This window comes from Micromonospora sp. CNZ297 (assembly GCF_007827625.1).
Window position 1 is genome coordinate 283845 of sequence record NZ_VISU01000001.1, and the last position, 20487, is coordinate 304331.

The 20487-nt window shown below is 72.8% G+C and carries 18 protein-coding genes; 4 read left to right on the plus strand and 14 right to left on the minus strand.

Annotated features, from left to right (window positions below; all coding sequences use genetic code 11):
- Positions 1 to 30: 30 nt before the first annotated feature.
- Entirely contained in the window at positions 31 to 1263 is a 1233-nt protein-coding gene (locus FB454_RS01320; RefSeq protein ID WP_145753481.1) for an RNA-guided endonuclease InsQ/TnpB family protein, read from the minus strand.
- A gap of 34 nt (positions 1264 to 1297) precedes the next feature.
- On the opposite strand from FB454_RS01320, the gene FB454_RS01325 reads away from it, so the two are divergent.
- Complete coding sequence (locus tag FB454_RS01325; protein ID WP_225319553.1) at positions 1298 to 1474, plus strand: hypothetical protein; 177 nt, start codon at positions 1298 to 1300, stop codon at positions 1472 to 1474.
- Between the two features lie 287 nt (positions 1475 to 1761).
- Here the strand turns inward: FB454_RS01325 and FB454_RS01330 are convergent, their stop codons facing one another.
- From FB454_RS01330 to FB454_RS01360, 7 genes are all read right to left on the minus strand, one after another.
- Positions 1762 to 2916: a glycoside hydrolase family 26 protein gene (locus FB454_RS01330; RefSeq protein ID WP_030268506.1), complete on the minus strand. Its 1155-nt coding sequence runs from the start codon at positions 2914 to 2916 to the stop codon at positions 1762 to 1764.
- The gene (locus tag FB454_RS01335; RefSeq protein WP_013286788.1) at positions 2910 to 4778 is read right to left on the minus strand and encodes a glycosyltransferase family 2 protein; all 1869 of its coding nucleotides are present in this window, start codon (positions 4776 to 4778) and stop codon (positions 2910 to 2912) included. The genes FB454_RS01330 and FB454_RS01335 overlap by 7 nt, the downstream gene beginning before the upstream one ends.
- 113 nt (positions 4779 to 4891) lie before the next feature.
- Complete coding sequence (locus FB454_RS01340; RefSeq protein ID WP_013286789.1) at positions 4892 to 5998, minus strand: glycosyltransferase family 39 protein; 1107 nt, start codon at positions 5996 to 5998, stop codon at positions 4892 to 4894.
- 206 nt (positions 5999 to 6204) lie between these two features.
- Entirely contained in the window at positions 6205 to 8529 is a 2325-nt protein-coding gene (locus FB454_RS01345) for a beta-xylosidase/alpha-l-arabinosidase (protein ID WP_013286790.1), read from the minus strand.
- Positions 8530 to 8568: 39 nt separating this feature from the next.
- Positions 8569 to 9435: a carbohydrate ABC transporter permease gene (locus FB454_RS01350; RefSeq protein ID WP_013286791.1), complete on the minus strand. Its 867-nt coding sequence runs from the start codon at positions 9433 to 9435 to the stop codon at positions 8569 to 8571.
- On the minus strand, positions 9432 to 10430 hold the full coding sequence (locus FB454_RS01355) for a carbohydrate ABC transporter permease (RefSeq protein WP_013286792.1): 999 nt from the start codon (positions 10428 to 10430) through the stop codon (positions 9432 to 9434). Before FB454_RS01355 ends, FB454_RS01350 begins: the two co-directional genes overlap by 4 nt.
- Complete coding sequence (locus FB454_RS01360) at positions 10427 to 11695, minus strand: ABC transporter substrate-binding protein (protein ID WP_232236588.1); 1269 nt, start codon at positions 11693 to 11695, stop codon at positions 10427 to 10429. Before FB454_RS01360 ends, FB454_RS01355 begins: the two co-directional genes overlap by 4 nt.
- Before the next feature lie 177 nt (positions 11696 to 11872).
- On the opposite strand from FB454_RS01360, the gene FB454_RS01365 reads away from it, so the two are divergent.
- Both FB454_RS01365 and FB454_RS01370 read left to right on the plus strand, forming a co-directional pair.
- Complete coding sequence (locus tag FB454_RS01365) at positions 11873 to 12877, plus strand: LacI family DNA-binding transcriptional regulator (RefSeq protein ID WP_013286794.1); 1005 nt, start codon at positions 11873 to 11875, stop codon at positions 12875 to 12877.
- A gap of 210 nt (positions 12878 to 13087) precedes the next feature.
- Positions 13088 to 14281 (plus strand): endo-1,4-beta-xylanase, encoded by a 1194-nt coding sequence (locus tag FB454_RS01370; RefSeq protein ID WP_013286795.1) that lies wholly within the window; start codon positions 13088 to 13090, stop codon positions 14279 to 14281.
- 69 nt (positions 14282 to 14350) lie between these two features.
- On the opposite strand, the gene FB454_RS01375 is transcribed toward FB454_RS01370, so the two are convergent.
- The 4 genes from FB454_RS01375 to FB454_RS01390 all read right to left on the minus strand — a co-directional run bounded on the left by FB454_RS01375 (position 14351) and on the right by FB454_RS01390 (position 16849).
- A complete protein-coding gene (locus FB454_RS01375) occupies positions 14351 to 14911 on the minus strand; it encodes a DUF5872 domain-containing protein (protein WP_013286796.1) in 561 nt (186 codons plus the stop codon).
- Positions 14912 to 14948: 37 nt separating this feature from the next.
- Positions 14949 to 15467, minus strand: a complete 519-nt coding sequence (locus FB454_RS01380) for a hypothetical protein (protein WP_013286797.1) — start codon at positions 15465 to 15467, stop codon at positions 14949 to 14951.
- A 67-nt stretch (positions 15468 to 15534) separates the two neighbouring features.
- Positions 15535 to 16248 (minus strand): hypothetical protein, encoded by a 714-nt coding sequence (locus FB454_RS01385; protein ID WP_013286798.1) that lies wholly within the window; start codon positions 16246 to 16248, stop codon positions 15535 to 15537.
- Positions 16241 to 16849 (minus strand): RNA polymerase sigma factor, encoded by a 609-nt coding sequence (locus tag FB454_RS01390; protein WP_145822327.1) that lies wholly within the window; start codon positions 16847 to 16849, stop codon positions 16241 to 16243. The genes FB454_RS01385 and FB454_RS01390 overlap by 8 nt, the downstream gene beginning before the upstream one ends.
- A gap of 40 nt (positions 16850 to 16889) precedes the next feature.
- Between FB454_RS01390 and FB454_RS01395 the strand changes: the two genes are divergently transcribed.
- On the plus strand, positions 16890 to 18464 hold the full coding sequence (locus FB454_RS01395) for an FMN-binding glutamate synthase family protein (RefSeq protein WP_030268500.1): 1575 nt from the start codon (positions 16890 to 16892) through the stop codon (positions 18462 to 18464).
- Here the strand turns inward: FB454_RS01395 and FB454_RS01400 are convergent.
- Together FB454_RS01400 and FB454_RS01405 are read right to left on the minus strand one after the other, a co-directional pair.
- Positions 18461 to 19363 (minus strand): hypothetical protein, encoded by a 903-nt coding sequence (locus tag FB454_RS01400; RefSeq protein WP_013286801.1) that lies wholly within the window; start codon positions 19361 to 19363, stop codon positions 18461 to 18463. The two genes, FB454_RS01395 and FB454_RS01400, sit on opposite strands and share 4 nt — an antisense overlap.
- Positions 19360 to 20475 carry a WxL protein peptidoglycan domain-containing protein gene (locus FB454_RS01405; RefSeq protein ID WP_013286802.1) on the minus strand — a complete coding sequence of 372 codons (1116 nt, stop codon included), beginning with the start codon at positions 20473 to 20475 and terminating at the stop codon, positions 19360 to 19362. Before FB454_RS01405 ends, FB454_RS01400 begins: the two co-directional genes overlap by 4 nt.
- Positions 20476 to 20487 lie beyond the last annotated feature (12 nt).

Genomic DNA, 20487 nt, shown 5'->3' on the forward strand with positions numbered 1-20487 from the left:
GCGCCGAGATGGTTTGACATCCTCTCCGCCCTAAGGGACGGAGATTCCCTCCACGCTGCGCGTGGAACACGCGGCGTCCGGGTGGGTTCCCGCTTCGTTGCGCGCCGCCGGGACGAGCCCCGGTCTTACGTGCGCTCCACGGGCGTTGAAGTCCGCCTGCCCGGCGGCCTTGACGTTCTTCGCGGCGTTCACGTCCCGGTCGTGGGCTGCCCCGCAGGGGCAGTCCCACGCTCGGACGTTGAGCGCCATCTTCTCGTTGATCCGGCCACAGTCGGAGCACATGCGGGTGGACGGGAAGAACCGATCCACCCGGCCGAAGGTGCGTCCGTACCGGGCGGCCTTGTACTCCATCATGGCGGTGAAGCTGGCCCAGCCCGCGTCGTGCACGGACTTCGCGAGCCGCGTCCGGCCGAGACCGACGACGCACAGGTCCTCGACGTACACCGCTTGGTTCTCGCGGATGATCGCCGTGGACAGCTTGTGCTGCCAGTCCCGCCGCATGTCGGCCACCCGGGCGTGCGCCCGTGCGACCTTGACGACGGCCTTCTTGCGGTTGGCCGAGCCCTTCTGCTTGCGGGACAGGTCGTGTTGCAACCGCTTGAGCTTGCGCGCGGCCCGGCGCAGGAACGTCGGCGCCGCCACCTTCGTGCCGTCCGAGAGCACCGCGAAGTGGGTCAGGCCCAGGTCGATCCCGACCTCGGAGTCGACCGGCGGTAACGCCTCGTCCTCGCCCGTCTGCACGACGAACGACGCGAAGTACCGTCCGGCCGCATCCCGGATGATCGCCACCGATGACGGGTCTGAGGGCAGCGTCCGGGACCAGCGGACTGCGAGGTCGCCGATCTTCGGCAACCGCAGCCGGTCGTTGTCGAGGACCTTGAACCGGGAGTTCTTCGTGAAGCGGATGGCCTGCCGGTTGTCCTTGCGGGAGCGGAACCGGGGAGGTGCGACCTTGCGGCCCTTGCGCTTGCCCGTGATCGAGTTGAAGAAGTTGCGGTACGCGGTGTTCAGGTCCGCCAGTGCCTGCTGCAACACCACGGTGGAAACCTCTCCCAGCCACGCGCGTTCCGGCGTCGCCTTCGCCTCGGTGATCAGACGCCGGGACAGCTCCCCGTCGGAGATGTACTTCTCCCCCGCCTCCCGGGCCTGCTGACGCAGGCGCAGCCCGTCGTTGAACACAACCCGCGCGCACCCGAACGCCCGCGCCAGCTCGATCTGCTGGCCAGGCGTCGGGTACACGCGGTAGTTGTACCGGAGCTGCACACACACAAGTGTACACAAGGTTACGATGGCGACTATGAGTGACACCCGCGAAAATGAGATCAGCGTCCGCGAGCTGCGCAAGACGCTCGCCGGAGCGCTCAACGGCGTCGCCGTCTACGGCAAGACCCTTTACGTGACCAACCACGGACGCCGGATCGCTGCCATCGTGCCGGTCCCCGTGGCCGAGCAGAACGAGCGGGCGCGAGGTTAAGGCACTGCTCGGGCCTTGGCGGCCCTCCCAGCGCGGGCCTTCCCCGGCCTGAAGGCCGGAGCACTGGCCCGCACTTCGGTAGCCGCCGATGAAGACGTCCTCCGGCAGCCACGACTGCCGCTCCGGCCAGAGCTGCTCGGCCAGCGCACTCATTGAGGTGCGGCATGTCGCGCAGCAGCCGGATCTGGGTGGCGCTGAGCCACTCCTCCGAGCGGTCCAGCCAGTCCGGCAGGTCCGCCTGGACGGCGGCGTACATCTCGTGCTCGGGGGCGAGGAACGGCTCCAGGTCAGGGGCCTTCGCGTGGCCGCACCGCCGGTGACCAGGTCACGTCGTAGCGCTCGGCGGCCACCGCCTCGGCGAACGCGGTCGCCGCCGCCGGCGAGCCGGCGATGCGCCAGTCCTTCTCCTTGTCCACCTCGAACCAGATCAGCCCGATCAGGTTCGGATAGCGGGGCAGGGCGCGGAACGTGTCCCGGATCCACCGGGCCTTGTGCCCGGCGGCGTCGGCGGCGCCGGTCTCGGTGACCACGAGCGGCTTGCCGGTGACCTTGCGGATCTCCGCGATCGTCGGGCCGAAGATCTGGTCGAACGACCAGTACGTCTTGGTGAAGGCGCCGCTGCCGTAGTAGCCGGTGACACCGACCCAGTCGACGTACTCGTCGCCCGGGTAGAGGCCGGTGAGCCCGGCGGTCGTCTTGTCCCAGCGGGCGTTCGGGCTCCACACCCAGGTGACGTTCGTGGCGCCGGCCTCGGCGAAGACGTCGTGCACGTGCCGCCAGGCGCGGACGTAGTCGCCGGGGCGGTTGCCGTTGGCCCGCTCGCACCAGGGGTACCAGTCGCCGTTCATCTCGTGCGCGAAGCGGATCGCCACCGGGTAGCCCAGCGACCGGACGCCGTCGGCCCAGGAGCGCAGGTACGCGTCGAAGTCGCCGCGCGCGATCCGGGACAGCCGGTAGTCCGGCTGGGTGGCGCGCAGCCGGTCGATCTGCCTGTCGGTCAGCTCGGTGCGGCGGGCCGCCTTGTCGACCGTGTGGTCCCACGGCTCCCAGCCGAGCATCGGCATCATGCCCCGCTCGGCGATCCGGTCGAACAGGCTCCGGTCGAACGCGGCCGACACCCAGTCCGCGCCGAAGAGCATCACCTGCGGCGACCGCCCGGCCGCGTCGGCGAACCGGTCGACCGGCGCGAAGTCGTACGGTCCCTTGTCGGTCATCACCCCGAAGAACGCCTGCCCGGCCGGCGGGAACGGGCCGCCGCGCGGGCTCGGCACGACCGCCGCCGGCACGTCGGTGCTCGCCTGCGGCGTCGCCGGGGCGGGCCGCCGCACCGCGGCGTCGGTGGCCGGGTCGCGCCACGCGCCCGGCGCCACCACGAAGGCGTACGCGAGCAGCAGCACTCCGGCCAGCGCCAGGCCCATCCGGGGCAGCGTCGGCCTCAGCACGGCACACCACCCTCGGCCACGGTCCGGGGCACCACCTGGGGCTCCCGGGTCACGCCGGCTACCCGGTCCCGGCGCGCCCGCAGACTCTCCACCCAGGAGATCAACGGCGGCGCGAGCCCGGTCAGCAGCGTCAGCGCCGGCCATACCCGCAGCAGCGGGTAGTCGTGGTCCAGCGCGAAGCTCGCCGCGAGCAGTCCGGCGGCGGCAAGCGCCCAGCACAGGTGCAGCCGGAACGTACGCGGCGACTCGACGGTGCGCAGCGCGCCCTTGGCGGTGACCACGAAGCCGAGTTTGCGGCGCAGCAGGGCGCCCACCGCCGCGGCCACGTAGACCGGTCCCGCGAACAGCGCGAGCGCCATGCCGGCCATGCCCACCTCCTCCCGCTCGTGCGGGGCGATGTTGAAGCGGCGCAGCCACAGCCAGAGCAGGAACCAGGTGCCGATGGTGGACCCCCACAGCGTCGCCCAGACCTGCGGGTCGAGGCGACCCGCGTCGACGCCGGTCAGCAGGTACAGCGCGGTGGCCGCGTTACCCAGCAGCAGGCTCACCGCCACGCTCGGGTAGTAGAACTGGAGCAGCCGGTACTGCCAGCGACGACGGGACGGCAGGTCGCGCGGTGTGCGCAGCTCGCGCCGGAGCAGGATCTCGCAGATCCCGGCCGCCCAGCGCTTCTGCTGGTTGAAGTAGTCCGCCCAGGAGGTCGGTCCCTCGCCGAGCGCCACCACGTCCGGGGTGTAGACGCCCTTCCACCGGTTGCCGGTGGCCGGGTTGACGGCGGCGTGCACGCGGATGCTGGTGAGGTGGTCCTCGATGATCGAGTCCTGGTAGCCGCCGATGGTCCGCCAGGCCGCCGGCCGGTAGAGGTGCCCGGTGCCGGTCAGCAGCGGCGCGTCCAGGCCGTTGCCGCCACGGGCGATCAGCCCGTTGTAGAGGTACTGCTGCACCGAGGCGCCGTGGGCGACGAAGTTCTGGTGCATGTTGCCGTACACCTGGGGGGTCACCACGAACGCGACGTCCGGGTCGCGGAAGTAGCCGAGCGTGCGTTCCAGGAAGTTCGGCAGCGGCACGTGGTCCGGGTCGACGTTGGCGACCACGTCGTAGCGGTGCTCGTGCTCGGCCCGCCAGGCGTTGTGGTTGCCGGACTTGGTGCGGGCCCGGAACTCGCCGCCGGGCCCGTTGTACTCGGGCCGGCCCTTGCGGGTGAAGTGGCGTACGCCCAGCCGCGCGGCCATCGCCCGGACCGCCGGGTCGTCGCCCTCGTCGAGGATCCACACGTCGACGTGCCCGCAGTAGACGATCTCCCGCAGCCGGCGCAGCGTCCGCTCGGCGACCTCGATCGGCTCCTTGCTCGGCACGATGGTGGTGAGCAGGGCGACCCGCAGGCCGACCGGCGGGTCGACCGGCACCGGATCCCGGGCGTGGAAGGCGAAGACCCAGACCACCACGTTCTGCGCCAGGCGGATCAGCTCGACGCCGACGACGACGCAGAACGCGAGCCGGGCGGCGACTGTCTGCCAGCCGCCGAGCCCGACGACGCCGGGGCCGGGTACGTGCTGGGGCAGCAGCAGCCAGCCGACGAAGACCAGCCCGGCGGCGCTGTTGACGAGCACCAGCAGCGTCAGCACCAGCCGCGCGGTGACCGAGGCGGTGGGCCGGAACTCGACCGCCGCGTCGGGGCGCCGGGGCGGGCGCAGCGGACCGGCGGTGGCGCCGCAGCGCGCGTACGCCAGGCGGGCGCGGACGTTGCGCTGCCGGCGGTCCGGATCGGCCGGCGTCCCGGGCGGGACGGGTGCGATCGGGCGGGCGCCCGGCGGCCCGGCCGTCGTGGCGCGGGACGGGCGTGTATCGGCGGCGACGGCCACGTTTCCCCCATGGTCTGCTTCCGGCTCAGGAGCCGACCGAATGCTAAGCCGACAATCAACCGCAAAAAGGGCGAATCAGGCAGACATCGCCCGTTCGTCGACCGGTCACGCGGTCAGCCGGGAAGCTGGGCCGCCACGGCGAGCAGCGCGACGAGCACCAGCACGGCGACGACCCCGGCGGCACGCGCCCGGGACAGGGCCACCCCGCCGAGCACCGCCCAGGCCGGCACCGTGAACAGCAGGTTCACCGCCGACCAGACCGGCACTGCCTGCGCCAGCGCCAGCAGCCCGAGCGCCGGCACCAGCGCCCAGGCGGTGCAGATCGCGGCGGCGTACCGCAGCGGGAGGCTGAACAGGGCCAGCCCGGCCAGCACGCCGCCGAGCGCGGCGACGCCGAACAGGTCCCCGGGCGTGGCCGCGAGCACTGCGGCACCGGGACGGGCGCCGGACGCGAGGCGCCCGCCGTCACTCAGGCCGGAGGCGAGCAGCGCGGCGACCGGGAGCAGCCCGAGGGCCACGGCGGCCAGCCACCGGAGAGCACAGCGGCGACGGAACGCCAGCACGACCCAGCCGTGGCCGGCGAGCAGCAGCAACGCCACCGGCTGGCACACGCCCAGCAGCAGCACCGCGCCCGCGTAGGGCACGAGCCGGCGCGCGCCCGGCCGGTCGAGCGCAGGCACCAGCAGCCAGGTGGCGAGCACGGCGGCGAACACCGCCAGGGCGTACGGCTGCGCCTCCTGCGCGTACCGGATCGAGGCCGGCAGCACCGCGAAGATCACGCCGGCGAGCAGGCCGGCGGCGGGCGTGGCGATCCGGGCGGCGAGCGCGCCGACGAGCGCCGCGGCACCGACCATGGCCAGCAGGGACGGTACGCGCAGCGCGAGGTCCGCCGCGCCGAACAGCGCCGCCCAGCCGCGCATGAGCAGGTGGTACGGCCCGAGCGCGAGGTCGTCGCCGGTCAGCGTGACGCCGATCCCCGGCCAGGGCGACGTGGCCGCGCGCCGGGTCGCGAGTTCTCCGGCGCTCGCCCCGGATTCCGTGATCCGCGCGGCGCCGAGCGCACCCATCAGGACCGCCGGCACCAGCCACGCCACGATCCGCCACCGGAGCACGCCGGTCGCGGCGCGGACGGTGACCCGGCGCGGCCGGTCCTCGCCCCACGGATCCTCGACCGTGGCGTCCCCGAGCCGGGGCAGGACCATTGTGTCCGCGTCCATCATCGTGACTCACGCATCCCTGTGGGTGCCGGCGACGGGGATCCAGCCGACCGGGCGGCGAGGCGCGATCCGCGCGTGGCGGGCGGCACCGGAAGCCCCGGGTCACGGGCTGGATGACATCCTGGAGCCTACTGAGTCAAAAACGGCATAACGCCAATATGCACTGAAAGGGTCCGCCGGCCGCCCCGTGGACGACCGGCGGACCCGGCTCAGCGAAGGTCGGTCGTCGTCCAGCGGGGCGAGGCGGCGGTGATCGCGGCGGTGTCGCCGGTCAGCGTCGTCCGCGCCTGGGCGTCGCGCCGGGCGCTCGTGCCGACCCAGACGTCGACCTCCCCGGGCTCCACCACCCGGGTGAGCGTGCGGCCGGTGAACGCCAGCCGCGTGGTGGGGACGGTCAGCTCGACGGTCACCGAGGCGCCCGGCTCCAGGCGCACCCGCCGGTAGCCGAGCAGCTGCGCGACCGGCCGGGTCACCGAGGCGACCAGGTCGCGGCCGTAGAGCTGCACCACGTCGTCACCGGCGACCGGGCCGGTGTTCGTCACGCGCACCGACACCCGCAGCGCCCCGTCGGTCGGCACCTCGGCCGGCACGGTCAGATCGGTGTACGCGAACGTGCTGTAGGACAGCCCGTGCCCGAACGGCGCCACCGGAGTCGCCGGCAGGTTGGTCCCGTTCATGCCCTCCCCCAGCTCCGGGTGCAGGTACGAGTACGGCTGCGCGCCGGCCGAGCCGGGCAGGCTGACCGGCAGCCGGCCGGACGGGTTGACCCGCCCGGAGAGCACACCCGCGATCGCCCCGGCGCCCTCCTCGCCCGGGAAGAACGTCTGCACCACCGCCGCGCACCGGGACAGCGCCCAGCCGAGCGCGTACGGGCGGCCGGTGAGCAGCACGAGGACGACCGGGGTGCCGGTGTCCAGCACCGCCTCGACGAGCTGCCGCTGCACGCCGGGCAGCTCCAGGTCGTCCCGGTCGCAGCCCTCGCCGACGGTGCCGCGGCCGAACAGGCTCGCGTGGTCGCCGACCACGAGAACTGCCACGTCGGCGGCGGACGCGGCGGCGACCGCCTCGTCGAACCCGGACCGGTCCGCCGAGTCCACCTCGCAGCCGGCCGCGAAGGTGACCCGGTCGGCGCCGAACTCGGCACGCACCGCCTCCAGCACTGTCGGCACCTCGAACCCGGTCTCCACGCCCGGGTGGTGGGCCAGCACGTGGTTGAGGAACGAGTAGCAGCCGAACAGCGCGCCCTGCCGGTCGGCGTTCGGGCCGACCACGGCCACCCGCCGGCCCGCCGGCAGCGGGAGCACGCCCTCGTTGGCGACCAGGACGACCGACTCCTCGGCGAGCCGGCGGGCGATCGCCCGGTGCTCCGGCGAGTCGAGGTCGATCGCGCCCGGCGGCTCGTCGTCGAACGTGGCGTCGAGCAGTCCGAGTTCCTGCTTCTGGCGCAGGACCCGCAGCACCGCCCGGTCGACCAGCGCCTCGTCGACCTTGCCGGCCCGCACCGTCTCGGTCAGGGTCAGGTAGGCGTCGCCGGTGGGCAGCTCGATGTCGAGGCCCGCGCTCAGCGCCTGCACGGCCGCGTCCGCGTTGTCGGCCGCGACGTGGTGCAGCAGGTTGAGGAAGGCGACCCCGTAGTAATCGGCCACCACGGTCCCGTCGAACCCCCACCGGTCCCGCAGCAGGTCGGTGAGCATCGTCGGGTCGGCGGCGACCGGCACGCCGTCGATCTCCGCGTACGAGTGCATGACGCTGCGCGCGTCACCGTCGAGGATCGCCATCTCGAACGGAGGCAGCAGCACGTCGGCGAGTTCCCGGGGACCGGCGTGCACCGGGCCGAAGTTGCGCCCGGCCCGCGAGCCGGAGTAGCCGGCGAAGTGCTTCAGCGTCGCGAGCACGCCCTGCGACTGGAGCCCTCGCACGTACGAGGTGCCGATGGTGCCGACGAGGTACGGGTCCTCGGCGATGCACTCGTCGACCCGGCCCCAGCGGGGATCCCGGATCACGTCGAGCACCGGGGACAGTCCCTGGTGGATGCCGAGCGCGCGCATCGAGGCCCCGATCGCCGCCGCCATCTCGGCGACCAGATCGGGATCGAACGCGGCGCCCCAGGCCAGCGGCGTCGGGAAGGTGGCCGCCTTCCACGCCGACAGGCCGGTCAGGCACTCCTCGTGCACGATCGCCGGGATGCCCAGCCGGGTGCCGGTCACCAGGTCCCGCTGGAACTTCCACAGCCAGGCCGCGCGGGCCGCGGCGTCGACCGGGCGGGTGCCGTAGGCGCGGGTGAGGTGACCCAGCCCGTGCCGGGAGAAGTCCTCGAGCCGGCCGGTGTCGGCGAACTCGCCCTGCAGTGGCGCGACCGCCTCACCGTCCTCCTTCTCCCAGAACCCGACGAGCTGCGCGACCTTCTCCTCGATCGTCATGCGAGCGAGCAGTTCCCGTACGCGCGCCTCGGCGTCGTGCCCGTCCGGCCGGTCGTGGTCCGAACCTGCCTGAGCCGGTACCGGCCCGTCCACCACCGCGTGGACCTCTGTCATGGTGTGCCTTTCCACTGGTTGTGCTGGTACCGCTGCCGCTCAGCCCTTGACCGCGCCCTGGAGGCCGCCCACGATCTGCTTCTCCGCCAGGGTGAAGAACAGCAGCGCCGGCAACATCGCCAGCGACGTGAAGGCGAGGACGCCCGCGGTGTCGGTGGTGTACTGGCTGGAGAAGTTCTGCACGCCCAGCGGCAGGGTGTGCAGGTTGACGTCCCCCAGGACGAGCAGCGGCAGGAGGAACGCGTTCCAGCTCGCCACGAACGCGAGGATGCCGACGGTGACGACCGCGGGCCGCGACAGCGGCAGCACGATCCGCCAGAGAAAGCCGAGCCGGCCGGCGCCGTCGATGGCGGCCGCGTCCTCCAGCTCCCGCGGGATGGCCGACAGGAACGGCCGCAGGATGACGATCGTCAGCGGCAACGAGAAGGCCACCTGCGGGAGGATCACCGCGTAGTAGGAGTTGATCAGGTTCAGGTCGCGCAGCATGAGGTACAGCGGCAGGATCGCCGCGCCGGCCGGGAACAGCAGGCCGAGGGTGAAGAAGGTGTAGAGCCCCTCGCGGCCCCGGAACGTGTACCGGGCGAGCACGAACGCGGCGGCCATGCCGAGCACCACCACGCCGAGCGTGGTGCCGAGGGCGACCACGGCGCTGTTGAACGCCTGTTTCCAGAAGCCGCTCTGCGTCAGCACCCGGTAGTAGTTCTCCCAGACCCACGGGTCCGGCAGGCCGGCCGGGTCGTTCACGATCTGCGGCGTGGTCCGGAAACCGCCGACGACGACGTACACGACGGGTGCGATCGAGACGGCCGCGACCGCGAGCGCGAGCGCGTACGTCAGCGGCGCGCTCCACTGGACCGGCCGGCGCCCGGCCGAGGGGGCGGGTACGGAGTTCACGGCCACTGTCACTTCCCCTTCCGGGTGATGGCGCCCTCGATGTCACGGCGGAGCAGGAAACGCTGGAACAGCAGCGCCGCGACGAAGGAGATGGCGAACAGGATCACGGCCACCGCGTTGCCGTAGCCCCAGAGCCGGGCGAAGAAGCCGTTGTCCACCATGTACGTCGCCATGGTGGCCGAGGCGCCGAGCGAGCGCACGGCCGGCACCGAGGTCACCCAGACCATGTCGAAGACCTGCAACGAGCCGATCATCGACAGGAACATCCAGATCCGGATGGTGGGGCCGAGCAGCGGCAGCGTGACGTGGCGCTGGATCTGCCACCAGCTCGCGCCGTCGATCTCCGCGGCCTCGTTCAACTCCTGCGGCACGTTCGACAGGCCGGCGAGCAGCAGGATGATGGCGAAGCCGACGTACTTCCAGGTGAGGACGAACAGCAGCGTCCAGATCACCACGTCCAGGTCGGCCAGCCACGCCTGCACCAGCCCGCCGAGCCCGATCGACTGCAGCAGCGCGTCGAGCGTGCCGTTCTCGGTCAGGATCAGCTTCCACATGATGCCGACGGTGACCTCGGCCAGCACGTACGGCACGAACACCAGCAGGCGGAACGCCGAGCGCCCGCGGAAGCGGCGGTTGAGCAGGAGGGCGATGCCCAGCGCGACCGGGCCCTGGATCAGCAGCGACCCGAACACGATGATCGCGTTGTTGCGCAGCGCGTCGAGGAAGATCGGGTCCTGGAAGGCGAGCGTGTAGTTGCGGAAGCCGACGTACTCGGTGGGCGGGCCGACGCCGCGCCAGCGGAACAGGCTGTAGTAGAACGCGAAGCCCATCGGCACCAGCACGAACATCACGTAGATGACGATCGCGGGCGTGGTCAGCCCGATGATCTCGTACCACTTGCGACGGGTCTCGGCGCGGCGGGAGGCGGCCCGTGCGCCGGGCCGGAGGCCCGCCGGCGGCGCTTGCGCACCGACGGCGGGCGTACGGGTCTGCGATGCGGACGTCACTTGCTTGCGGCCGCCTTCATGGCCGAGACGACCTTCTCAGGTGTCCCGTTGCCGGCGAAGATCGCGACGATCGCGTCGTTCATCGCGGTGCCGACGGTGCTGCCGTAGGCGGTGTCCAGCCAGAGCTGCACGTAGGTGGCGTCGGACGTGGCCTGGAGGATCGACTTCAGGGCCGGGTCGGTGACGCCGTCGGCCGCGCCCTTGGCGACGGGCAGGCCGGTGCCGGTGGCGGCGTAGCCCTTCTGCACCTCGGGGCTGACGAGGTACTTGAGGAACTCGACGCACTCGGCCGGGGCGTTCTTGGAGCAGGCGAACCCGTCGCCGCCGCCGAGGGCCGCCTTCGGGTCACCGGCGGAGCCGGAGATCGCCGGCACCGGGAACCAGCCGAGGAACTTGCCCAGGGCCGCCTTGTCGGTGGCGACGGTGTCCAGGGTGCCGCGGTTCCAGTCACCCATCAGCTCCATCGCGGCCTTGCCGTTCGCGAGCAGGCCGTTGGCGCTGGTCGGGTCGTTCTGACCCGGCGTGGCGATGAAGTTGTTCTGGAACGGCTTGGTGTCGATGAAGGTCTTGAGGTCCTGGCCGGCCTTGACGAAGCACGGGTCGTCGAAGTTCCGGTCCTTGGTCGCCTTCTTCAGCGTGTCGACCGAGCAGGCACGCAGCGCGAAGTTGTACCACCAGTGCGCGGCGGGCCACTTGTCACCGGCGCCGAGGGCGATCGGGATGACGTTGATGGTCTTGAGCTTGGTGACCGCGGCGTTGAGTTCCTCGAAGGTGGTCGGCGGCGCCGTGATGCCCGCCTTCGCGAACATGTCCTTGTTGTACCAGATGCCCTCGATGCCCATCCGGTACGGCAGGCCGTACTGCTTGCCTTCGACCTGCCAGATCTCGGCGGCGTTGCCGATGTCGGCGACCTCGCCCTTCACCTGGTCGGTGATGTCCTTGAGGTAGTCGGCCTCGACCTGCTCGCGCATCTCGCCGCCGCCCCACGCCTGGAAGATGTCCGGCGGGTCGTTGCTCAGCAGCGCGGCGGGGAGCCGGGTGCGCTGGAGCTGGTTCGTCTCGATCGCCTCGATCTCGATCTTGACGGTCGGGTGGGCCGTGGAGAAGTCCTTGGCGACCTTCTCCCAGTACGTCTTGCCGGGCCCGTCCTGCGACGCGTTGTGCCACCAGGTCAACGTCACCGGGTTCTTGTACAGCTCACTCTCGGCGGCCTTCTCCTCGTCGCCACCACCACTGCACGCGGAGGCCAGCAGAGCACTTGTCACAAACAGTGCCAGGACGGCGCCAGCACGGCGCTTCATCACCATAGATGTCTCCTCGACCACTCAGTCGGGTTACCTGCCGGGGAGTTTTACAGGGCCGTAACGTGAAGTCAATCGGTATCGATAACGTTTTCGACATCGTCTTCGATCGACCTGAGAGAGCCCTCTATCATCGTCGGCGTGGTGTTCCAGGAGCGCGTCAAGATGTCGGACGTGGCACGTACGGCCGGCGTCTCGGTGGCAACCGTATCCAAGGTTGTCAATGGCCGATACGGCGTCGCGCAGGCCACCGTCGAGCGCGTCCAGCAGGTCATCCACGAGCTCGGGTACGAGGCCAGCCTGGGGGCGCAGAGCCTGCGCAGCCACCGCACGAACGTGCTGGGCATCCTGGTCGCCGAGTTCGAGCCGTTCTCGACCGAGCTGCTCAAGGGCGCGTCCCGGGAGGTCGCCGGCAGCGGCTACCAGTTGCTCGCCTACTCCAGCGGTGACGGGGAGGGCGCGGCCATAGGGTGGGAGCGGCGCTCGCTGGCCCGGCTGTCCGGCACACTCATCGACGGCGCGGTGATCGTGACGCCGACAGTGGTCGAGACCAAGCACGGCTTCCACGTGGTGGCCGTCGACCCGCACACCGGCCCGTCCGGTCTGCCCACCGTCGACTCCGACAACTTCGCCGGCGCGGTGCTGGCCACCGACTACCTGCTGTCGCTCGGGCACCGGCGGATCGCGCACATCAGCGGCCGCCCCGACCTGGAGTCGGCCCGCCTGCGCGAGGCCGGGTTCCGCAAGGCGATGGCCGACGCGGGCCTGACGGTGGACGAGCGGCTCGTGCGGGTCGGCGGGTTCCGCACCGAGAGCGCCGCGAGCACGGCCGCCGAGCTGCTCGCGCTCCCCGACCGGCCCACCGCGATCTTCGCCGGCAACGACCTCTCGGCCATCTCCACGGTGGACGTCGCCCGCGGCCTCGGCCTCGGCGTACCGGACGACCTGTCGGTCATCGGCTTCGACAACATCCCGGAGTCGGCGCTCGTCGACCCTCCCCTCACCACGATCCGGCAGCCGCTGCAACGCATGGGCGCCGAGTCACTGCGTCTGCTGATCGACCTCATCGCGGGCGTCGAGCGGGACACGCACATCCGGCTCCCCACCGAGCTGGTCGTCCGGGCCTCCTGCCGCCCGCTGCGCTGAGGCGCCACCTCACCCTCCCGGCCCGGGTGATTGACGGACGGCTATCGGCGTCCGTAATGTTTCGGGCTACTTCCGGAAGCGAGACCGGAAGTTTCGGAAGCCCGCACCGTCCGTCCACCCGGGCGCCCGCCGGTCCGTTCCACGCCACGGCGTTCCCGGCACCGCCACCGCCGGCCTCCGGCCGCGCGCACCCTCCCGAAAGGAACGACCATGAAGCTGAGACGTTGGCTCGCCGCCGGCGCCGTCGCCGTCGCGACCGCCACCGCCCTCAACGTCGTCCCCGCGACGGCCGGCCGCCCCTACGACCCGGCCGCGCAGAGCCTGCGCGAGCTGGCCAAGCGCCACGGCCTGTACGTGGGCACCGCCGTCGACATGGCCGCCCTCAACGACGCCGCCGAGCCGCGGTACCGCGAGCTGGCCGCGTCCGAGTTCTCCACCGTCACCGCCGAGAACGTCATGAAGTGGGAGAGCCTCGAACCCACCCGGGGCACATACAACTGGGGGCCGGCCGACGAGCTGATCGACTTCGCCCGCAAGAACAACCAGCGGGTCCGGGGCCACGTGCTGGTCTGGCACAACCAGTTGCCGGCGTGGCTGACCAGCGGCGTCGCGGACGGCTCGATCAGCAAGGCCGAGCTGCGCCAGATCCTGCGCAACCACATCACCGCCGTGGTCACCCACTTCAAGGGCAAGATCTGGCAGTGGGACGTGGTGAACGAGGCGGTCAGCGACCCCTGGGACACCCCGTCCACCCTGCACTACAAGGGGTTCTGGGCGCAGAACCTCGGGCCCGGCTACATCGCCGACGCGTTCCGCTGGGCCCGCGCCGCCGACCCGAAGGCGCTGCTGTTCTACAACGACTACAACATCGAGGCGTTCGGCTCCGGCAACCCGGCCGACGACAAGACGCAGTTCGTCTACGACATGGCCCGTGACCTGCGGGCCAAGGGCGTGCCGATCGACGGCGTGGGCGCACAGGGCCACCTCGGCACCCAGTACGGCAACTTCAGCACGCTCCAGGTGGCCGCGGCCCTGCGCAAGTTCGCCGGGCTCGGGCTGGCCACGGCCCTCACCGAGGTGGACGTGCGCAGCCAGATCACCGAGGGGGTGGAGGCCGGCGACTCCGCGGAGATCAACCCGCGTCTGCAGGCGTCCGCGGCGAACTTCAGCGTGCTGATGCAGGCCTGCCTGGCCGAGCGGCACTGCCTGTCGTTCACCCTCTGGGGCTTCACCGACAAGCACTCCTGGGTACCCGGCGCGTTCTCCGACCCGCCGGAGGGCCTGGCCACCGTCTACGACGAGAACTACCAGCCGAAGCGGGCGTACCACGAGCTGAAGGCCGACCTGATCTTCTCCGGTCCGCCATACGTGCTGCCGCGCATCCCGCAGCACCCGCGCCGCTAGACGACCGGCGCACCACGGCGGGGCCGGTCCGGTGACCGGCCCCGCCGCCTGTGCCCGGCCGGCACACGCTCACGCCGCCCGGCGCCGGCCCAGTTCCGACTCCAGCCGCCCGATGAGCGTCTTGCGGGCCTTGCCGCCGCGTTCCCGGCGCAGCGCCGCGTCGAGCTGACGGGTGTCGAGGTCACGGACCAGCTTGACCGCCTCGGTAACCGGCAACTCGTTGATCTGCTCGGCGGCCGTGGCGTCCCGGCGGGCCCGCTTCGCCGGGCCGGTGTTCGGCACGTACTGGCGGCCGGAGCGCGACGCGCGGCGCTTGCGGGTGTCGGTGGCGCGCCGCTCGTTCTCCGACAGCTCCTCCCACGCCTGTTTGGGCAGGTAACGGCGGGTTTCGCCGCCGTTGCGGGCGCGCGTATCGCCGCTGCGGGTCTGCCACTTCTCGCCGCCCCAGCGTTGCAGCGAGCGCTGCCGTGCGTCCTTCGGGCCCTCGAATCCCCCGCCGGCCTTCTTGTACTCGTTCGTCAGCAGCTGCGACTTGCGGGCCGACCACTGCCCCGGCCGTCCGCCCTTGTCGGAGGCGCGGATCTCGGCCTTGAGGCGCTCCCGCAGTTCCGGCTCGGTGTACTTCGCCATGACGCAGCGTTACCCGGACCGGGAGCGGCCATGCCGGTCAGCCGAGCGCCGGTCGATAGACCAGATCCATCGTGTCGGTGCGGCCCGACCAGTCCAGCCGCAGCCGCCAGCACCCGGCGGCCGGCAGGTCGACGATGGACGGCCCGGGTCCGCCGGGCACCTCCCGGACGGCCCGGGCACCCGTCCCGTCGAGCGTCGCGGTGATCACCAGGGGGCTGAGTTGCGCCGGTTCGGACCGGCCGGGATCGGGGCGGGCCACCCAGAGGATCTTGTTGTTCGCGCCGTCCCCGCGCGCCTGCACCAGCGGGTACGCGAACAGGATCGCCACGATGTCGCCCCCGGTGCCGAAGACGTGCCGCACCCGGGTGTCGCCGGTGAACCCGGCGTCCGCCCAGTCCGGTAGCCGGCCGGTCTCCAGCCGCTCGGCACAGGCCGACGGCGCGGCCGGGCCGGTGGCGGGCGTGGTGCCCGGGGCCGTGTCGGGCACGCCGGCCGGGCCGGTGCACCCGGCCAGCAGCAGGACCGACACCAGCAGGACTCTTCTCGGAACGGACATCCGGCCTCCCCCGTCGACGACTCTCGTCAACAGGACACCGCCCGGCGCCCCGGGGTTCCCGGCGCCCTCACTCCAACGAGGACGCGACGTCCAGCGCCTGTTCGCGGGTGAGGTCGCCCTCCAGCCGGTAGCTCACCCCGGCCCGCTCCCAGATCAGCGTGGCGGCGGACAACCGCGCGGTGGCGACCCGTTCCGTCCCGGACCGGTCCACGTACGCGAGCGCGTGCGGCCCACCGACCCAGATCGCGAACTCGCCGCCGACCTGGGTGAGCGTCACGTCCGCCCCGACCGACCGCTTGTGGAACACGATGTCGAGCGAGCCGTCGAACGCGTCCAGCCGGACCGTCCCGCCCCGGTAGAGGAGGCTGACGACCCGGTGGGCGCCGGCACCGTCCGGATCGGCGACCAGCACCCGTTCCGGCACGCCGAGCCGGGCCGGGACGCGGATCGGGAAGCGGACCTGCCGCTGCGCCTCGGCGAGCGCAACCTGGTGCTGCGCGGGCAACGGCGACGGCGTACCGGCCGGTGGCGGCGCGGGTGCGGTGTCGATGACGACCCCGGAGAACCGCAGCAGCCCGGTCACCGCGCCGGCGACCGCGGCCCGCCCCGGCGGCAGCGCCGCCACCAGCAGGGCGGCGAGCGCGCCGGCCAGCACGTATCGCCACCGGCGGCGCGGCGCGGGCGCGTCGAGCCGGGCCCGGACCCGGGCGGTCAGATCCGGCGTCCGCGCCGGCTCCAGCCAGCCGGTCAGCTCCCGCAGCTCCCGTTCCAGGTCATCCACGGTGCGCCACCTCCCGGTCCAGCAGGGCCCGCAGCTTCGCCAGCGCCCGGTGGGTCCGTGACTTCACGGTGCCCCGGGCCACCCCCAGCACTGTCACCGTCTCGTCCTCGCCGAGGTCGAGCAGATAGCGGCAGACGATCACCTCGCGGTCGCGGACGGGCAACCGCCGCAGCGCACCCACCAGCGCGGCGCGGCGCTCGGCCGCCAGCACGGCGTCGAGCCCGTCGTCGCCGGTGACCGCCGCGACCGGCTCCGCCGCCGCGCGCAGCGCCAGCCCGTCCCGCCGGGTGCGGGCACGGTGCAGGTTCCGGGTCTCGTTGGCGACGATCGCGAGCAGCCAGGACCGGAACGACGCCTCGGCCCGGTAGCGGGACAGTTTCCGGTACGCCTTCACGAACGCCTCCTGGACCACGTCCTCGGCGTCCGGACCGGCGCCGAGCAGCACCGCCGTCCGGTACGCGGACGCGGTGTGCCGGGCGACCAGGGCGTCGTACGCCTCCCGGTCGCCGGCGCGTACGCGGGTGACGAGTTCGTCGTCGTCCAGGGCAGCCTCCGCCGTCGGTCCGCTTTCATGACACCGCCCGGGGCGGCCGGGTTCCATCAGGCGTTTGACCGGGTGCCGGGCCGGAAAGAGTGGCGGGATGAGCTGGGCGAGAAGAGCCGTACCCGCAGCCGTCGCCGCCGTCGCCGCGCTGGCGGCCCGGGACCTGCTGCAACGCGACCACGCGCTGCGCCGCAACTTCCCCGTGCTGGGCCGGGCGCGGTACCTGATCGAGTCGATCGGCCCGGAGCTGCGGCAGTACATCGTGGCCGGCAACGACGAGGAGCGGCCGTTCACCCGCGACCAGCGGCGCTGGGTGTACGCCTCGGCCAAGCAGGAGAACAACTACTTCGGTTTCGGCACCGACAACGACATCGAGCACACCTCCGGCTATCCGATCATCAAGCACCGTACGTTCGGCCGGGCGGTACCGCCGTCGACGCCGACCGCCGGGCACGACGTGACGCTGCCCTGCGCCAAGGTGCTCGGCGCGGCGCGCGGCCGGGCGCAGGCGTTCCGGCCGGAGTCGGTGGTGAACATCTCCGGGATGAGCTTCGGTTCGCTGTCCGGCAACGCGGTGGAGGCGCTCAACCGGGGCGCCGCACTGGCCGGCTGCCTGCACAACACCGGCGAGGGCGGGCTGTCGCCGTACCACCGCAACGGCGGTGAGCTGGTCTTCCAGCTCGGCACCGCGTACTTCGGCTGCCGCGACGAGCAGGGCCGGTTCAGCCTGGAACGGCTCAAGGACCTGGTGGCGTCGGCGCCGGTACGCGCGCTGGAGATCAAGCTCAGTCAGGGCGCCAAGCCGAGCCTCGGCGGCCTGCTGCCGGCGGCGAAGGTCTCCGCCGAGATCGCCGCCACCCGGGGCATCCCGGCCGGGCGGGACTGCGTCAGCCCGTCCCGGCACGCCGAGTTCTCCGACTGCGACAGTCTGCTCGACTGGGTGGAGCTGCTCGCCGCCGAGACCGGCCTGCCGGTCGGCATCAAGTCCGCCGTCGGTGACCTCGGGTTCTGGGAGGAGATGGCCACGCTGATGCGCGACACCGGGCGCGGCGTGGACTTCGTGACTGTCGACGGGGGCGAGGGCGGCACCGGCGCCGCGCCGCTGATCTTCAGCGACTCGGTCTCGCTGCCGTTCCAGCAGGGCTTCTCCCGGGTCTACCGCACCTTCGCCGAACGCGACCTGCACGAGAGCGTGGTGTTCGTCGGCGCCGGCAAGCTCGGCCTGCCGGACAACGCGGTGGTGGCGTTCGCGCTCGGCGCCGACATGGTCAACGTCGGGCGGGAGGCGATGCTGGCGATCGGCTGCATCCAGGCGCAGAAGTGCCACACCGACACCTGCCCGACCGGCGTCGCCACGCAGAACGCGTGGCTGGCCCGGGGTCTGGACCCGGCCCGCAAGTCGGTGCGGGCCGCGAACTACATCCGTACGCTGCGCCGCGACCTGGTCAAGGTGGCCGAGGCGTGCGGCGTCGAGCATCCCGGGCTGATCGGCACCGACGCGGTGGAGATCCTCGACGGCCGGACCTCGTCGATCCCCCTGGACCGGGCGTTCGGCTACCGGCCGGAGTGGGGGATGCCGTCGGCAGCCGACCGGGCGGAGATCGTGCGGCTGATGACGGCCGAGGCGCCGCAGGGCGGCAGCGCGCCGCCCTCCCCCACCGCCGTCGGCTAGCCGGTTCCCTCGCCGGTGCGGTGCCGGCCCCGGCGGCGCGGCGGGCGCGGCCGGAGCACGACCGGCGCCACCACCAGGACCGCCGCCGCACCGAGCAGTCCCCAGGGGTGGCGGCTGGTCTCGATCACGAACGCCACCGGCCGTTCCGGCAGGTCGACGCGGCCGTGGAGTTCGTGTGCCCCGAGCACGGCGACGTCCACCGGCACCGGGATCTCGTACGTCCGGACCTGCCCGGCGCCGATGGTGCCCAGGGGCGGGGCGGCGACGATGGTGTGCGCCCGTCCGGGCCGGCCGAACAGCAGCGTGAACGTCGGGTCGACCACGTCGGCCGGGCCGGGGTTGCGCAGCGCGACGCGTACGGTGAGCGTCTCGGGCAGCCCGAACCATTCCCGCAGCGGGCGGCGGCCGGCGACGCGCAGGTCGTCGAGGTGCAGTCGCGGCGTGGCGGCCGGCGCGGGCGCCGGGGCGGCGGTCACGCCGCTGACCGGCAGCGCGGCGGTGGCCTGGACGGTGCCGGTCAGGGCATGCGCGCGCAGTACGCAGGGACAGGCGACGGGCGGTGCCGCCAGCACGATCGGCACCGCCGTCGTGCCCGCCGGCACCTGGACGGTGGTGGCCTGCTCGTTGGCGCAGTCGAGCGCGCCCCGGTGGGCGTCGTTGCCGCAGACCGTGAGGTGGACCGGGCCGGCCGGCCAGCCGCGCAGCGTGACGGTGACCCGCTGCCCGACAGTCAGCGGGCCGGACGGCACGACGACAGCGGGCCGCGGCGCCGCGGAGGCCGCAGTGGACGAGGGCGCGGCCGGGGCGGCGACGGCGGTGCCGTCCGGGGTGTACGGCGGCGCCGGGGCCGGCGCGGCCAGCGCGAGGATCGCGGCGGCGGCCGGCAGGACCGGGGTCACCGGGCACCGGCCGCCGCGCCGCCCGCCGGGGGTTCGGCCGTCCCCGCGACGGGGGCCCTGGACGCATCCGCCGGCCCGGCGGCAGCGGCCGAGGTGGGACGGCGACGACGGCGACGCAGGTAGAGCCAGGCTCCGGCGGCCGCCAGTGCGGCGATCAGCAGCCAGGGCGGCGCCCACACGCTCGCGGTGCGCTGCACCGGGGGCAGCGCGGTGTCGACGGTGGTGGGTGCGAGGTCGACTGTCGCGGTCAGCCGCAGCGCGGGCGGCACCCCGGTGACCCGCTCGGTGACAGTGAACTCGGCGCCGGGCAGCAGCTCCGGCAGGTCGACCGGGCTGGTCCGGGACAGCGTCCAGCCACCGGGGCCGGCGACGACCACCGCGCCGGTGCCGCCGACGCGGACGTTGCCGCTGTTGCGGATCCGGTAGGTGACTGTGAGGTCGGCGCGGCCGATCGGGTTGAGCGGGGTGTCGTAGCCGACGCGTACCGATTCGACAGTCACGGCGGGGCGGACCTCGCCGGCCACACGGAGGTAGAGCCGGGCGGCGATCCGCTGGTCGAGCCGGACCCGCTGCCCGTCGGCGGTCACGCCGTCCTGGGCGACCGCGGCGATCACGCCGCCGGTGTGGTCGCCCGGCGTGGCGTTGCGCGGCACCGTGAGGCGGAACGGGATGTCCGCGCGCCTGCCGGGCTGGACGGTCCAGCTTCGCCGCTCGACGCCGATCCAGGCGCCGACGTCGGTGGCGGCCCGGTCGGAGGGCAGCAGCGCGAAGGCGCCGTCGGTGGTGGTGTACGCGTCGGTGCCGTACACCGCGAAGGTGAGCGGTCGGTCACCGAGGTTGGTGACGCCGACGTGGTCGGTGACGCTGTCGCCGGGCGCCAGGTCGTACGTGAAGTAGTTGCGCCCGGTCGGCCCGCCGGGCCCGGACGGCTGGACCGCCCAGCGGACGGCACCGGGGTCGGCGGACGGTGCGGGCCGGGGGGCGGCCTCGCCGGCGGCCGGCGGCCCGAGCAGCACCGCGAGCAGCACGGCGGCGAGCGCGGCGCCGAACCGCGCGGCCGGGCCGGGCGTGCGCCGCCGCGGGGTGCGGGTGGAGGGCGTGAGGAGGGGCATTCCGTGCTCCGC

What these genes read in the sequence shown, in the direction of transcription:
- FB454_RS01325 (WP_225319553.1), top strand. Translation starts at nt 1,298, where the DNA reads ATGAGTGACACCCGCGAAAATGAGATCAGCGTCCGCGAGCTGCGCAAG.
- FB454_RS01340 (WP_013286789.1), bottom strand. Translation starts at nt 5,998, where the DNA reads ATGATGGACGCGGACACAATGGTCCTGCCCCGGCTCGGGGACGCCACG.
- FB454_RS01345 (WP_013286790.1), bottom strand. Translation starts at nt 8,529, where the DNA reads ATGACAGAGGTCCACGCGGTGGTGGACGGGCCGGTACCGGCTCAGGCA.
- FB454_RS01370 (WP_013286795.1), top strand. Translation starts at nt 13,088, where the DNA reads ATGAAGCTGAGACGTTGGCTCGCCGCCGGCGCCGTCGCCGTCGCGACC.
- FB454_RS01375 (WP_013286796.1), bottom strand. Translation starts at nt 14,911, where the DNA reads ATGGCGAAGTACACCGAGCCGGAACTGCGGGAGCGCCTCAAGGCCGAG.
- FB454_RS01380 (WP_013286797.1), bottom strand. Translation starts at nt 15,467, where the DNA reads ATGTCCGTTCCGAGAAGAGTCCTGCTGGTGTCGGTCCTGCTGCTGGCC.
- FB454_RS01390 (WP_145822327.1), bottom strand. Translation starts at nt 16,849, where the DNA reads ATGGAACCCGGCCGCCCCGGGCGGTGTCATGAAAGCGGACCGACGGCG.
- FB454_RS01395 (WP_030268500.1), top strand. Translation starts at nt 16,890, where the DNA reads ATGAGCTGGGCGAGAAGAGCCGTACCCGCAGCCGTCGCCGCCGTCGCC.
- FB454_RS01405 (WP_013286802.1), bottom strand. Translation starts at nt 20,475, where the DNA reads ATGCCCCTCCTCACGCCCTCCACCCGCACCCCGCGGCGGCGCACGCCC.